We start from the raw sequence: 13,663 nt of genomic DNA, 5'->3' as shown, positions 1-13,663 counted from the left end.
TCCCCACCCCCATGATGGGGTATTAGTTAGGTGCAGCGGTGAGTACCGGTACTCAGGCGACGGCCCGGCCGGGCGCTGGACGATAGCGGCCGTGTGACTGCCGCCGGCTGCCGAGTCAACGGGCCGCTGCGGACCGTATAGGTCCATGAGGCACGAGGGAAGGCGAGTGCGGTGATCGTCTTTGAGTCGCCGGAGTTCCACGTCGGCGACCGGGTGCGGGTGTACCGCGGCTCCTCCTGCGGCACGGTCGAGAGCGCGGTGGTCGTGGACGCCCCGGCGGACCGCAGCTTCCGGCTGGAGTTCGCCGACGGCCACCGCAGCCATCTCCGTCGCGGCCGGGTCGAGCTCCACGCCCCGCTCCAGGACACCGCGTTGACCCGGGCCCCGTTCTCCACGCCCTCCGCCAGACCGAACAGCCGTCGGTAGGAGACGAGGGTGCCGCCGTCCGGCAGCAGCGCCATCGGGTTCGCGGCCGCGTCCGGGTCGGTCTTGAAGCTGCTTGCCAACTGCAGCAGGAACGGCGGCAGGTAGAGCAGCGCGAAGCCGAGCAGCGAGGTGTACCCGAGGACGCGCAGCGGCCGGGGGAAGCCGCCGAGGACGGGCTTGTCCGCTACGAGTCGCTGCGGACCAGCGGGCTGACGGTGGCCGGCCTGCCGATCGGGGTGGAGACCGACCACACCGGCGCGATCCACCTGCGGGCCCCGCAGGGCTTCACCGTCACCATGGTCCGCTGATGCGCGGTCATCGTTGAACGCCCCTGGACCCCGGCACGTTTGGGTGGTTCGAATGCTGACTTGGCCCCGTCGGGTTTTGGCCCGGCGGGGCGTGGTCGTCCCCGCACACGGTGGTGTTCGAAGTGTCATCACCACCTGCTAACCTCAGCCGGTTTCCCGCTGCAGAGAGTCGGCGGACAAGACGGGGTAAGAGGTAGAGAAGACATGGCATTCCTCCGGGCCAAGCAGAAGGCCCAGGTCATCGAGAAGCTCGCGCAGGTGGCGCCTCCCGGGGAGACCTTCATCGCCTGCGTGCACGCGGAGAGCGGGCCCAGCCCGTGGCTTGCCGCGGCGTTGGGTGAGATCCCGTTCGTCGGCCTGATCATCGTGCTGACCCGCAGGTACTACTTCCTGACGCTCACCAACAGCCACGTGGTGATCAACACGGCGAGCCGGTGGACCAACCGCCCGGGCGAGGTGGTCGCGGCCTTCCCGCGGCACGCTTTCCCGGTCAGCCGGGTCAAGCGGGCCAGCATCTGGAGCTCGATGTACGTTCAGATGCCGGGTGACGCCAAGCCGAGGCGCCTGAACATCCACCGCATCTGGCGGGCCGAGATGGACCAGCTGAGCGCGGCCTTCCCGCCCGGGTCGATCGACCCGAGCTCGCAGCCGTTCGACACGCCGCAGGGCCAGGGCTACCCGATGCCGGGCCAGCCCATGCCGGGCCAGCCGGTGATCCCGCAGCAGCAGGGGTACGCGGCGCCGCAGCCGCCGGCCAGCCCGTACCCGGCGCCGCAGGGCCAGCCCTACCCGCAGCAGCAGCCCTACCCGCAGCCGCCGGCCAACCCGTACCCGGCGCCGCAGGGCTACCCGGCCCCGCAGGGGCAGCCGTACCCGCCGCAGCCGGGCGGCCAGGTGCCGCCGCAGGGCCAGCCCTACCCGCCGCAGGGCCAGCCGTACCCGCCGCAGGTCCCGAACGTGCCCTACCCGGGCCAGCAGGGCTACCCGGGCCAGCGCTGACCCAGGCCTGAGCCGGACACGTCGCGGCCCCGCCCCCTCCCGGGGGGCCGGGGCCGCGACGTTCTCCGGCAGCCACCGGGCTCGACGCGCCGGGAGGAGCGGACTCTGCCAGGCTGAAAGGGCAGCTACCTCGATCGAGGAGGCGCGCACCGATGTCAGCGCAGAACCCGGGACTGTCCGGACGACGGGCCCGCGCCGCCGCGCTCCGGGCCGCGGAGGTCCGTCGCGCGCGGCGCCGGCGGTGGCTGGTGGGCGGAGTGATCGGCCTGGTGCTGGCCGTCGTGGTCGGCGGGATCGCCGTCGTGATCGCGACGAACCAGGGCTCGTCCCCGCCCTCCGGTGTCCCCTCGCACCCGCGTACCACCGCCGAGGGCCGGACCACCCCGCCGCCCTGGGACGCGCCCGCCGACGTCACGGCGGCCGTGAAGGCGGCCGGCCTGCCGATGCTCGGCGCGGAGGGCACGGCCCTGCACATCCACGCGCACCTCGACGTGTACGCCGACGGACAACCCGTGGCGGTGCCCGCGCTGATCGGCATCGACGAGAGCGCGCAGCGGATCAGTCCGCTGCACACCCACGACACCACCGGCGTGATCCACGTCGAGTCGCCGGTCAACGCCGACTTCAGCCTCGGCCAGTTCCTGACCGAATGGCAGGTCTCTGCCTCCGCCGACCACCTCGGCGGGCTGCACACCGACGCCACCCACGCGCTGACCGCGTACGTCGACGGCAAGCCGGTGGGCGGCGACCCGGCGGCGATCCTGCTGCACGCCCACGACGAGATCGCCCTGGTGTACGGCACGGCGGCCGAGAACGCCACCGTCACCGTGCCGAGCGGCTACAACTGGCCGAGCGGACTGTAGGGCGTGTCTTGCGGGTCCTTGCCGGATCCGACCAAACCCATGGCCCGGGCCCGGCTCTGCTATGACCATCTGGCCGGATCCCTCGCCCTGGCGGTCACCGACGCGCTGGTCGGGCGCGGCCTGCTGGACTGGGGCCCCGACCCGGGCCTGACCGCCGCCGGCCGCGCCTGGCTGACCGAGCTCGGCATCACGCTGCCGAGCGGCTCGCGCCGCCCGCCGGTGCGCGCCTGCCTGGACTGGACCGAGCGCCGCCCGCACCTCGGCGGCGCGGTGGGCGCCGCGCTGTGCGACCACGCCCTGACCGCTGGCTGGCTCACCCGGATCGGCACCGGTCGCGCCCTCGCCGTGACCCCGGCCGGCCAGCGGGCCTGGCAGGACCTCCTGGGCCTGCCGCCCGCCGACCTGTGAAACCGCCCGGACTCCCGTAGCTCAGGCCAGCTCGCGCATCCGGCGGACCAGGCTCGCCAGCAGGATCGCGGGGCTGGCCAGGCTGCTCAGCGCGAACAGCAGCAGGGCCGTGCGCGGTCCGCATACAGCGGCCGCGGCGCCGGCGGCGAGGGCGCCGACCGGGATCGCGCCCCAGGAGACGAAGCGGACCGTGGCCATCACCCGGGACAGCAGCTCCGGCGGGGTCTGGGTCTGCCGGTGGGTGCGGGTCACGATGCTGAAGACCACGACCCCGGCCGCGAACCCGGCGTTGCCGACGGCGAAGACCAGAGCCCCCCAGCCCGATCCGGCCACCGGGAGCAGCAGCGCGAAGGCGGTGGCGACCACCGCGGCCCAGCAGACCGCGCGGGCACCGCCGATCCTGGCCACCAGCCGGGGCGTGACGGCGGCGCCGAGCAGGCTGCCGAGGCCGCCGGTGGCCATCAGGGCGCCGACCGCGGCGGCCGGCGCGTCCAGGGTGCGGACCAGGAACACCGGGGTGAGTGCCATCAGCCCGCCACAGACGAAGTTCACCGCGGTGGCGCCGGCCACACAGGGCCTGATCACCGGGTGTCGGGTGACGAACTGCCAGCCCTCGCGGATCTGCTCACGCATCCCGGCGCCGCCCGCCGGTCCGGCAGCCGGCTGTTCGATGCGCGGCAGGCTGCCCAGCAGCGCCGCCGAGGCCAGGTAGCTGACCGAGTCGAGCAGCATCGAGGCCGCGCCGCCGACCAGCTGCACCAGCACACCGCCCAGCGAGGGCCCGGCCAGGTCGGTGGCGGCGATGCTGCCGGAGACCAGGCTGTTCCGGGAGGTCAGCTGCTCCTTGGGGACGACCGTGGGCAGGAAGGTGGAGTTGCCGACGTCGAAGACCACGCTCGCGAAGCCGACCAGCAGCGCCACCACCACAAGCTGCGGCAGCCCCAGCACCCCGAGGGCGGCGGCCACCGGCACCGAGGCCACCGCGACGCCGCGGACCAGGTCCATCGCGACCTGGGTGCCGCGCAGCGGCAGCCGCCGGACCAGCACGCCGGCCGGCAGTCCGATCAGCAGCCAGGCGACGTAGGAGGCACCCGTGATCAGGCCGACCTCGAACGCCGACGCGTGCAGGGTGACCACGGCGATCAGCGGCAGGGCCACCGTCGTCACCTGGTCCCCGAGCCGGCTGACCGTCGAGGCGGTCCAGTAGCGCCAGAACGCCCCCGCCCGGCCGTCGCGCCGCCCGCCGGGCCGTGCCGCGTCCACCGTTCTCGCCGTGTCCACCGTTTCAGCCGTCACGTCCACCCCTTCGCCGCCACCGATTCACCCCGACTAAGTTCCTTTTAGAAACTCACTATAATCAATGTTCATGCGGCACACCGAAGCGGCTGACCCCGACTGCGCGATTTCACAGGCCCTGAGCGTGGTCGGGGACACCTGGACCCTGCTCCTGATCAGGGACGTCGCCGGCGGCACGCACCAGTTCGACGCGCTGCAGAACGGGCTGGGCATCAGTCGGAAGGTGCTCACCGAGCGCCTCAAGGCGCTGGTCGCCGACGGTGTGCTGGAGAAGCGGCTCTACCACCCGCACCCGCCACGCTACGAGTACCACCTGACCGAAACCGGGCGCGGCCTGCTGCCGGTGCTGGTCGCCCTGCAGGACTGGGGCGGGCGGCACATCCTGGGCGACGGCTCGCTCACCGGCACCAGCACTGCTGACTCGGCCGAGGCCCGCCGGGTCATGGCGCTGACGGGCCACCAGCTGCCCGCCCTGGAGCTCGCGGCCGCCTCCGGCGGCCTGGTCGACCCGGTCGCCGCGGACCGTACCTGGACAGTGCTGTACTGCTTCCCGGGCGCCTTCGCACCGGGTGTCATGGGCCACCCGCCCGGCTGGGGCGAGATTCCGGGCGCGGCCGGCTGCACCCTGGAGTCCTGCACCTACCGAGACCGGATGCACGAGTTCGCCGCCCGCGACGCCGCCGTCTACGGCGTCAGCACCCAACGCCCGGATCAGCTGGCGGCGTTCGCCGAGCACGCGCGGATCCCGTTCCCGCTGCTGTCGGACGCCGGGCTGGAGCTGGCGGCCTCGCTGCGGCTGCCCACCTTCCGCGCCGCCGGCGTCGACCGGCTCAAGCGGCTCACCCTGGTCCTCGACTCGACCCGCACCGTGCGGGGCATGCTCTACCCCGTCACCGACCCGGCGGGCTCGGTCGAGGACGCCCTCGCCCTGCTCGACGGCCTGGCGGCGACATGACGGCGGGTGCGTCCCCGGCCCGGTCGGTGACGCACCCGATCACCACAGTTCTGGTCAGGTCGGCTCAGCGCATCCTCACTGCCGCGCCGCGATGACGACGAACGTGACGGCGATGAAGATGACGGCGAGCAGCGCGCCGGCCACCTGGGGCGTGATCCAGTCCCGGGCCTGCTTGCCCGGCCTGACCCGCCTGGCGGCATCGGGCGTGCTCAACTCCCACCAGCTGAGCACCCGTTGGAAGTTCGCCTCGAACTCCTCGATCGGGTACAGCGTGCTGGTCTGCAGGCCCGGCAGCGAGCGGCGGCGTCCGTTCAGCAGGAAGATCCGCGCCGCGTAGGAGCGGGTGCCGTTGCCCTTGGTCTCCCGCACGTCGATCCACCGGACCTCCGACCACGGGTAGGTGCGGCCGCTCCCGATGCCCCAGCAGATGGTGACGCCGTCGGCCCCGACCCTGCTCCAGGACCGCCAGGCCACCAGGAAGGCCGGGATGACCAGCACGAGGGTTCCGCCGACCATCCAGAACATCGCCGCCACGCCGAGCTTCAGGACGCCGACGGCCACCTGGGCGGCGAACACGAGGAGCAGCACCGAGAAATGCGACCATGAGGGCCGGAACAGGTCCTTCCCCCGGAACACCAGTTCGTTCACGGCGGCACATTAGCCCCACGCGCCGGTCCTGAACAGGCAGTTCTACACGTAAAGGGTTCGTCAACGGCCGTCTCCGTTACTTGCGGCCCTTCCGGCCGCCCCGCCCGCCCTTCCCCTGCAGGGTGCGGTGCGCGGCGCCGAAGGTGAGCGCGGCCCACAGGACGGCGACGGCGCCCGTGACGTAGACACCGGCGCCGCGGAAGGAGAGGTCCTCGTCCCGGGTGGCCGGCGGGGCCCAGCCGTCCGGGTCGACCAGGACGGTCGCGGTGGTGCCGACGGAGCCGCCCGAGCAGCCGATGCCCCCGATCGTGCCGTGCGGCAGGGGCTGGTTGTCCTCACGCCGGATGCCGCAGGTCCAGCTCACCTTGCCCATCTTGTCCTTGCCGCTGTGGGCCGAGGTGATGACCACCCTGGTCTCCACTCCGCGATGGGCGATCAGCTGCGCGCGGATGGCGGCCGTGGGGATCACCAGGAGCAGCACGCCCAGCAGGACTGCCGGCCAGACCACCCATCCGGTGCTCCGGATCAGCATCAGTCCCACGACGGACGCCATCAGGACCAGGATGGCGAGGACCGTGCAGGCGACCTGGTAGTCAGGGTCGGTGGCGAGCCCGAGCAGCCCGATGATCAGTAGTGGTGCGAGCACCCCGACCAGGACCGCCGTCCGACGCACCGTGCGCGGCGCGAGTGGAGCGTCCTTGCGCGGGCGCTTGCGGACGGGCTTGGCCGGCCGGGCCACACCCGAGGCGAGTGGTCTCTTCTTCTTCTTGCCGCTCTTCTGATTGGCGGTGTGGCTCTTCGCCATCGTGCCCCCGTTCGGTGGTGCCTGTTCGTGCTCGCGTCAGTGTGACGGCAGCCTCGGACAGCCGGAAGGCCGGGGTACGGCCTGCGGGACGGCGGACCGACGCCCGATCAGTTCCGCCCCAGCGCCGCCTGCTCCAGGTCGAGGTCGCGCTGGAGTACCCGCAGCGTGGTGTCGCTGATCCGGTGCTCCTCGTAGAGGCGGTGCAGCCGGGTGTTCTGCACGGCGATGACCTCGTGCCGCAGTTGGCGGTAGGCGTCGTCGGCGGTGGTGCCGTCGGGCGCCTCGGGGGTGCGGTCGAGTCGGGCGGTCAGGGCGCGGCGGACGCGGTCGACGGCGGTGTCCGGGACGGCCTCCAACTCGGCCAGGCCCTCGACGTGGTCGAGGGCGGTGCGGTTGAGTTCGTCGCGGGCGTCGTCCTCCTCGCGCGCGGTGTGCTCGGGTTCGAGGGCGAGCCCGGAAAGGTTGACCACGGCGGCGAGGGTCAGGCCCTGGACGACCAGGGTGAGCACGACGTTCGAGACGGTGAGCACCAGCACCAGCGGCCGTCCGGCGAGCCCGGCGCCGCCCTCGGTGAACAGCGGGATGGACAGCGCGGCGGCCAGCGGCATGACGCCCCGGGTACCGGCCCAGGTGACCACCCCGGCCACCCGCCAGGAGAGCCGCCCTCGGTTGGGCTTGACGGCCCGGGTGAGCGGCAGGGTCCAGAGCACCCGGACGGCGATCAGCACCGCGGCGATCGCTACCGACTGCAGCGGCCACCAGCCGGTGCCGGCCGGCAGGTCCCGGACCAGGGTGGGCAGTTCCAGACCGACGATGGAGAAGACGACGCTCTCCAGCAGGAACACCACCACCGCGTACACGGCGTGCACCTGCAGCCGGATGTGCGCGTCGGTGAGCCGGTGGGTGGAGCGGCCGAGCAGCACCCCGGCGACCACCACCGAGGTGACGCCCGAGGTGTGCGCGGACTCCGCCAGCACGTAGGCCGCGTACGGGGTGACCAGCGCTATCACCGTCTCCAGCACCGGGTCGGTGGTGCGGCGGCGCAGCAGCCAGACCAGCCCGGCGACGGCCGCGCCGACCACGCTGCCGCCCCCGCCGAGCAGCACCAGTTCGCCGCCCGCGGCGGGCAGGTCGACCGTCCCGCCGACCGCCACCGCGACGCCGACTGCGACCTTGAAGAGCACCAGGGAGGTGGCGTCGTTGAAGAGGCTCTCCGCCTGCACCAGCACCTGGACCCGCCCGGGCAGGGCGAGCCGGCGGCCGAGCGCGGTGACCGCCACCGGGTCGGTGCTGGAGAGCACGGCGCCGAGCACGAAGGCCATCGCGGGCGGCAGCCCGGCGACGGCGACGGCCGCGAAGCCGACGGCGGCGGCGGACGCGAAGACCAGGCCGAAGGAGAGGATGGTGACCGGCCGCCAGACCGTCCGCAGGTCGCGCAGCGACAGCTCCTCGGCAGAGGAGTAGAGCAGCGGGGGCAGCACCACCATGCCGATGACCTGCGGCGGTACGTGCAGCGCGGGCACCCCGGGGATCAGCGCGACGCCGAGCCCGGCCAGCACCAGCAACGAGGGCGCGGGCACCCGCCATCGCCGGGCGAAGGTGGCCACACTGGTGGCGAGGACGACCAGGACGAGAACGATCCCCACGGCGTGCATCTGCAGAAACGACCCATCGTAACCTTCGGGGTCGCCGAAGCCCGATCGCCGCAGTCGTCCCCCGAGCCGACCAGACTTCCCGGCACACCGAGCGTCATCTTATCGGCATTTTTGCGCCATCGACCTCTCCGATCGCTACCTGCTCGCCGTGCACTGAGCCTCGGAGGCGTACGGCGCGGCCGGTGTGGGGCGCATCACAGCCCCCGGGGCGGTTCGGCCTCATACGATCGTGATCGCGGACGCCGGAGTCCTGCGGCGCCCGCCCGGCACCCCGCGATCCGGCCCGAGGAGAAGCGCACCTTGACCACCCCCACCGCCGCGCCCGACAGCTACTACCACCGCACCGGCGAGCAACGCTACAAGCCGACCGCCCACGCGCAGGGGGCCTGGCACCCCGACGAGCAGCACTTCAGCCCGGTCGGCGGCCTGATCGCCCACGCGATCGACCGCTACCGGGCCGACCGCCCCGCCGACGGGCTGGCGCTGGCCCGGATCAGCTACGACATACTCGGCCTGATCGCCCTCGACGAGTGCGAGATCACGGTGGAGACCGTCCGGCCGGGTCGCACCATCGAGCTGGTCGAGGCGGTGGCGACGATCGGCGGCCGCGCGGTGGTCCGGGCCCGGGCCTGGTACCTGGCCGAGCTGGACACCACCGCCGTCTCCGGGACCCACGACGAACGGCTGCCCGCGCCGGAGGAGTTCGACCCCTGGGCGATGAGCGGGTGGTGGGGCGGGGGCTACATCGCCTCGATCGACGTCCGCCGCCGCTCCACGGCTCCCGGCCGCGCGGCCGCCTGGATCTCCACCCCGCTGGAGCTGGTCGCGGGGGAGTCCAGCAGCCCGCACGCCTCCTTCATCGCCCTGGTGGACACCGCCAACGGCATCGCCGTCCGGCAGGACCCCACCGAGTGGATGTTCCCCAACACCGATCTGACGATCCACTTCCACCGCCGCCCCGGGGGCCGCTGGACCGGCCTGGACACCAGCGTCACCTTCGGCCCGGCCGGGCACGGCGTCACCAGCACCGTGCTGCACGACGTCCACGGCCCGGTCGGCCGGGCCGAGCAGATCCTCACCGTTCGTCCGCTGAGCGGCAGTTAGGGCACCGCGCTCGCCACCGAGCAACTCGGTCCCTGACCCGCTGACAGCCCGGCGGCGCCACCCCTCCCACGGGGCGGCGCCGTCGAGGTGTGCACTCAGCCGGGCAGCGAGTCCATGAAGGAGCTGACCGAGAAGACCGCCTTGCCGGCCCCGGCCGGGCCGTAGCCGGGCGGGGAGGAGAGGCCGAACTCCTCCAGGGTGGCCCGGTAGGTCTGCAGCAGCCGGATGTGGTACTCCAGCGGCGCGCCCTGCGGATTGGCCTTGCCGAGCGGGGTGGTGGGCTCGGGGCACCAAGTGGTGAAGCGCGGGACGACGCCGTGCGACATGAAGAATCGCAGGCCCTCGCGGGTGGAGGCGATCGCCTCGTCGACCGTGGTGAAGCCGAACGGCTCGGCCATCTCCACGCCCGCCACGAAGTTGGGGATCACGTTCTCCGCGCCGAACACCTCGGTGGAGTCGAGGATACGGCGGTGCCACTCGTCCCGGCCGACGTAGCGCTCCTTGCCGGGGCAGTAGAGCTCGAACAGTCGCTTGTCCCACACCTCGAAGTTGGGGTGGTAGATCCGCACGCCGTAGTCGTGGAAGCGCTGCACGTCGTCGCGCGGCAGCGCCTGCGCGACCACCTTGCCGATCCAGCGGCCGGGGAAGCGTTCCTCGATGGCCTTGGCGTACTGCCCGTAGAAGTCGGCCTCGTCCCGGCCGCCGACCTGCGAGGTGATCGCGCCGCCGGTGAGGGTGTACGCCTGGGAGGCGCGGGCGGTGTCGTACCTGTCGATCAGCTCCAGCGCCTCCAGCACCTCCTCGACCGGCTTGACCCCGGTGTACGGGCGGCCGGCGGCCTTGTGCTGGCGCCAGTTGTGGTTGATGTCGCAGTACTGGCACTCCTCCTTGGCACCGAAGTACTGGCAGACCCGGAACACCGTGAGGTAGATCAGGTAGCCCCACTGGATGGTCGGCGCGACCTCCATCACCGACTTCCCGTTCGCCAGGGCGTGCCGGTAGTAGTCCGGCATCGGCGGCAGGCCGACGTCGGCGATCCGCGTGCCGTCCAGGTAGAGGCCGAGCGTGCCGTCCTCACCCGCGCCGACCCGGTACGGCGAGTCCGGGTTGACCCGCACCGACACCACCGTGCGGCGCAGCCCGTACGGCCCGCCGGTCAGCACCACCTCCTCCGGCGGCCGGTTGAGCGCGGCCGCGCCCAACTCGGGCAGCGTGCGGTGGTCGAAGGAGAAGATGAAGTACGACTTCGGCTTGACCTCGCCGCCCCCGTCGGCCCCGGAGCTGCCGCTGAGGGCCGACTCGTCGAAGGCCATGCCGCCGCGCAAAAGGTCCTCCTTGATCACCGCCTCCCGGGGCACGTCGGGGAAGCGCTCCATGAGGTCCTCGACGAGTTCGGTGCGGCTGCGGGCCTGGCTCTCCATGCGCTGCTCTTCCTTCCTGGCCCCGTGTCCTCCACGGCGCCCAGCTCATTGTTCTCCCTCTTACGCGCGTAGCCGTGACCGGCCGCACCGAGGAGGATTAACTCGTCCGCCCGGCGGCCGGAGTCGGCCGCCGGGCCGGGCCGGATCAGCCGGTGGGGCCGGACCTGGTCCACGAATCGTCGGGGGCGACGGGTCCAGGACACGGGTGAACGCAGTCGGTTGACGCGGGATGAGGGCGGTCAGCGAAGACCCGTTCGGCCGGGAAGGCCAAGGCGCGGGGCGTTTCGATGCATGACAAGGCCGCGTCCACACGCCGTCGGCATGAACGTTCACCTTATCGGGTGTAGAAGATCGTCCGTTGTGATCCGGAACGCGCCTTCGCGCCTACGGTTGGGGATCGAGCGAGGCGGGCCCGCGGCGTGGAGTTCCCCTTCGCGGCAGACAAGATGACGTCCCGTCACATTCTGCGATCCTTTCTCAGAGGAGGCTCGATGCCCCTGCGCACCAGATCGGACTCACCATCCGCGGACCCCCTCGTTCCGGTGGTGGGCGCATGAATGCCACCGCGATCGAGCGGATCCTGCGCGGCCCCAGCGGACTGGGCACCTCCGGGCTGCAGTTGAGGCCGCAGGTCCGGGCTGCGGAGGCTCCGGTCGTGACGGCCGCGGCGGTTGCTGTCCCCGAGACCGCCCGGCCCGAGGCGAAGGCCCCCGAGGTCCAGGTGCCGCTCGTGTCCGGGCCGCCCAGCCTGGCGCCGGCCGCCGAGGCGCCGAGTGGCGGCAAGCCCAAGCTGGGCGACCCCGTCCCCGGCCTCTACCACCACCCGATCGCCGAGCCCGACCGCGCCCGGGTGGAGGCGCTCAGCCTGGAGATCAAGGCCTGGGCGATCGACGAGGTCGAGCTCTACCCGCCGGAGTGGGAGAAGGACTTCGACGGGTTCTCCACCGGTCGCTACATGGTGGCCTGCCACCCGGACGCGCCGAGCATCGACCACCTGATGCTCGCGGCCCGCCTGATGGTCGCCGAGAACGCGGTGGACGACTGCTACTGCGAGGACCTCGGCGGCTCGCCGATCGGCCTGGGCAGCCGCCTGCTGCTGGCGCACACCGCGCTCGACCCACTGCACACCACGCCGGAGTACCACCCGGCCTGGGAGGCCTCGCTCTCCGAGGACGCGCCCCGGCGCTCGTACCGCTCGGCGATGGACTACTTCGTCAGTGCCTCCACGCCCTCCCAGGCGGACCGCTTCCGGCACGACATGGCGCGGCTGCACATGGGATACCTGGCCGAGGCGGCCTGGTCGGAGACCGACCACGTACCGGAGGTGTGGGAGTACCTGGCCATGCGCCAGTTCAACAACTTCCGCCCCTGCCCGACCATCACCGACACCGTCGGCGGCTACGAGCTGCCCGTCGAGCTGCACGCGCTGCCCGCCACGCAACGGGTGATCGCGCTGGCCGGCAACGCCACCACCATCGTCAACGACCTGTACTCGTACACCAAGGAGCTTTCCAGCCCCGGGATGCACCTGAACCTGCCCGTGGTGATCTCCGAGCGCGAGGGCGTCTCGCGCCAGGAGGGCTACCTGAAGGCGATCGAGGTCCACAACGAGCTGATGCACGCCTTCGAGGCCGAGGCGGCCGCGCTGGCCGTCGCCTGCCCGGTGCCGACTCTCGTACGTTTCCTGCGCGGTGTCGCCGCGTGGCTCGACGGCAACCACTACTGGCACCAGACCAACACTCACCGCTACACGTTGCCCGATTTCTGGTAGCCACCGTTTCCGGCAGTCCCCGTTTTCGGTAACCACCCGTAAGAACAATGGAGTTGACCCATGCCCCTGACCGGCGACATCACCACCCCCAGCGGCGCCATCCCCGGCCCGGCGAATCCCTACCAGGGCGACATCGCGCGCTACTGGGACCACGAGGCCCGCCCGGTCAACCTGCGCCTGGGCGACGTCGACGGCCTGTACCACCACCACTACGGCATCGGCGAGATCGACCGGGCGGCGATCGGCGACCCGGCCGACAGCGAGCGCGAGAAGAAGGTTATCGCCGAGCTGCACCGCCTGGAGTCCGCCCAGGCCGACGTGCTGCTCGACCACCTCGGCGACATCAGGGCCGACTCGACCCTGGTCGACGCCGGCTGCGGCCGCGGGGGCTCGATGGTGATGGCCCACCAGCGCTTCGGCTGCCGGGTCGAGGGCCTGACCCTCTCCACCCAGCAGGCCGAATTCGGCAACAAGCGCGCCGCCGAGCTGGGCATGGGCGAGTTCGTCCGCTCGCGGGTCGCCAACATGCTCGACATGCCCCTCGAGAGCGGCTCGGCGGCCGGTTCCTGGAACAACGAGTCCAGCATGTACGTCGACCTGCACGACCTGTTCGCCGAGCACTCCCGGGTGCTGTCGGTCGGCGGCCGCTACGTGACCATCACCGGCTGCTGGAACCCGAAGTACGGCCAGCCGTCGAAGTGGGTCTCGCAGATCAACGCGCACTTCGAGTGCAACATCCACTCCCGCCGGGAGTACCTGCGGGCCATGGCCGACAACCGCCTGGTGCCGCAGGCCGTCATCGACCTGACCCCGGACACCCTGCCCTACTGGGAGCTGCGGAACACCACCTCGCTGGTCACCGGCATCGAGGAGGCGTTCATCGAGTCCTACAAGGACGGCTCCTTCCAGTACGTGCTGATCGCCGCCGACCGGGTCTGATCCGGTCCGGAGCGGGCGAGGGGCCTCCCCGAGGGTGCGGGGAGGCCACCCGTTTCCCGTCAGTC

12 protein-coding genes and 1 pseudogene are annotated in these 13,663 nt (G+C 72.1%); 8 read left to right on the top strand and 5 right to left on the bottom strand.

Annotated features, from left to right (window positions below):
* The first annotated feature begins 171 nt into the window (after positions 1-171).
* The 4 genes and pseudogenes from ACWC9T_RS25900 to ACWC9T_RS25885 all read left to right on the top strand — a co-directional run.
* Complete coding sequence (locus tag ACWC9T_RS25900) at positions 172-426, top strand: hypothetical protein (RefSeq protein WP_449823438.1); 255 nt, start codon at positions 172-174, stop codon at positions 424-426.
* 512 nt (positions 427-938) lie between these two features.
* Positions 939-1,733 (top strand): hypothetical protein, encoded by a 795-nt coding sequence (locus ACWC9T_RS25895; protein WP_449823437.1) that lies wholly within the window; start codon positions 939-941, stop codon positions 1,731-1,733.
* Between the two features lie 152 nt (positions 1,734-1,885).
* Entirely contained in the window at positions 1,886-2,596 is a 711-nt protein-coding gene (locus tag ACWC9T_RS25890) for a hypothetical protein (RefSeq protein ID WP_449823436.1), read from the top strand.
* Between the two features lie 39 nt (positions 2,597-2,635).
* Positions 2,636-3,004 (top strand): annotated as a pseudogene (locus ACWC9T_RS25885) (transcriptional regulator); the annotation flags it as partial.
* A 21-nt stretch (positions 3,005-3,025) separates the two neighbouring features.
* On the opposite strand, the gene ACWC9T_RS25880 reads toward ACWC9T_RS25885, so the two are convergent.
* Positions 3,026-4,300 (bottom strand): MFS transporter, encoded by a 1,275-nt coding sequence (locus ACWC9T_RS25880; RefSeq protein WP_449823435.1) that lies wholly within the window; start codon positions 4,298-4,300, stop codon positions 3,026-3,028.
* Positions 4,301-4,370: 70 nt separating this feature from the next.
* Here ACWC9T_RS25880 and ACWC9T_RS25875 point away from each other — a divergent pair, with 70 nt between their 5' ends.
* Positions 4,371-5,255 (top strand): winged helix-turn-helix transcriptional regulator, encoded by an 885-nt coding sequence (locus ACWC9T_RS25875; RefSeq protein ID WP_449823434.1) that lies wholly within the window; start codon positions 4,371-4,373, stop codon positions 5,253-5,255.
* Positions 5,256-5,330: 75 nt separating this feature from the next.
* Here ACWC9T_RS25875 and ACWC9T_RS25870 read toward each other — a convergent pair whose 3' ends face one another.
* The 3 genes from ACWC9T_RS25870 to ACWC9T_RS25860 form a co-directional block, all read right to left on the bottom strand.
* Positions 5,331-5,903 (bottom strand): hypothetical protein, encoded by a 573-nt coding sequence (locus ACWC9T_RS25870; RefSeq protein ID WP_449823433.1) that lies wholly within the window; start codon positions 5,901-5,903, stop codon positions 5,331-5,333.
* Positions 5,904-5,979: 76 nt separating this feature from the next.
* Positions 5,980-6,708, bottom strand: a complete 729-nt coding sequence (locus tag ACWC9T_RS25865) for a hypothetical protein (protein WP_449823432.1) — start codon at positions 6,706-6,708, stop codon at positions 5,980-5,982.
* A 107-nt stretch (positions 6,709-6,815) separates the two neighbouring features.
* Positions 6,816-8,363 (bottom strand): Na+/H+ antiporter, encoded by a 1,548-nt coding sequence (locus ACWC9T_RS25860; protein WP_449823431.1) that lies wholly within the window; start codon positions 8,361-8,363, stop codon positions 6,816-6,818.
* A 300-nt stretch (positions 8,364-8,663) separates the two neighbouring features.
* Between ACWC9T_RS25860 and ACWC9T_RS25855 the strand changes: the two genes are divergently transcribed.
* Positions 8,664-9,467: a thioesterase family protein gene (locus ACWC9T_RS25855; protein ID WP_449823430.1), complete on the top strand. Its 804-nt coding sequence runs from the start codon at positions 8,664-8,666 to the stop codon at positions 9,465-9,467.
* Positions 9,468-9,562: 95 nt separating this feature from the next.
* Here the strand turns inward: ACWC9T_RS25855 and ACWC9T_RS25850 are convergent, their stop codons facing one another.
* Positions 9,563-10,888, bottom strand: coding sequence for a radical SAM protein (locus ACWC9T_RS25850; protein ID WP_449823429.1), 1,326 nt, complete (start codon positions 10,886-10,888; stop codon positions 9,563-9,565).
* A 553-nt stretch (positions 10,889-11,441) separates the two neighbouring features.
* Between ACWC9T_RS25850 and ACWC9T_RS25845 the strand changes: the two genes are divergently transcribed.
* Positions 11,442-12,659 carry a family 2 encapsulin nanocompartment cargo protein terpene cyclase gene (locus ACWC9T_RS25845; protein WP_449823428.1) on the top strand — a complete coding sequence of 406 codons (1,218 nt, stop codon included), beginning with the start codon at positions 11,442-11,444 and terminating at the stop codon, positions 12,657-12,659.
* Positions 12,660-12,719: 60 nt separating this feature from the next.
* On the top strand, positions 12,720-13,598 hold the full coding sequence (locus ACWC9T_RS25840; protein WP_449823427.1) for a geranyl diphosphate 2-C-methyltransferase: 879 nt from the start codon (positions 12,720-12,722) through the stop codon (positions 13,596-13,598).
* The last annotated feature ends 65 nt before the right edge of the window (positions 13,599-13,663 follow it).

Source organism: Kitasatospora sp. NPDC001159 (assembly GCF_053598235.1).
This window is presented reverse-complemented; position numbering and strand designations above follow the sequence as displayed.

Bases quoted from the DNA above. Each gene is read 5' to 3' on its own strand.
- ACWC9T_RS25895 (WP_449823437.1), top strand. From the start codon at position 939: ATGGCATTCCTCCGGGCCAAGCAGAAGGCCCAGGTCATCGAGAAGCTC.
- ACWC9T_RS25890 (WP_449823436.1), top strand. From the start codon at position 1,886: ATGTCAGCGCAGAACCCGGGACTGTCCGGACGACGGGCCCGCGCCGCC.
- ACWC9T_RS25875 (WP_449823434.1), top strand. From the start codon at position 4,371: ATGCGGCACACCGAAGCGGCTGACCCCGACTGCGCGATTTCACAGGCC.
- ACWC9T_RS25865 (WP_449823432.1), bottom strand. From the start codon at position 6,708: ATGGCGAAGAGCCACACCGCCAATCAGAAGAGCGGCAAGAAGAAGAAG.
- ACWC9T_RS25860 (WP_449823431.1), bottom strand. From the start codon at position 8,363: ATGCACGCCGTGGGGATCGTTCTCGTCCTGGTCGTCCTCGCCACCAGT.
- ACWC9T_RS25850 (WP_449823429.1), bottom strand. From the start codon at position 10,888: ATGGAGAGCCAGGCCCGCAGCCGCACCGAACTCGTCGAGGACCTCATG.
- ACWC9T_RS25845 (WP_449823428.1), top strand. From the start codon at position 11,442: ATGAATGCCACCGCGATCGAGCGGATCCTGCGCGGCCCCAGCGGACTG.
- ACWC9T_RS25840 (WP_449823427.1), top strand. From the start codon at position 12,720: ATGCCCCTGACCGGCGACATCACCACCCCCAGCGGCGCCATCCCCGGC.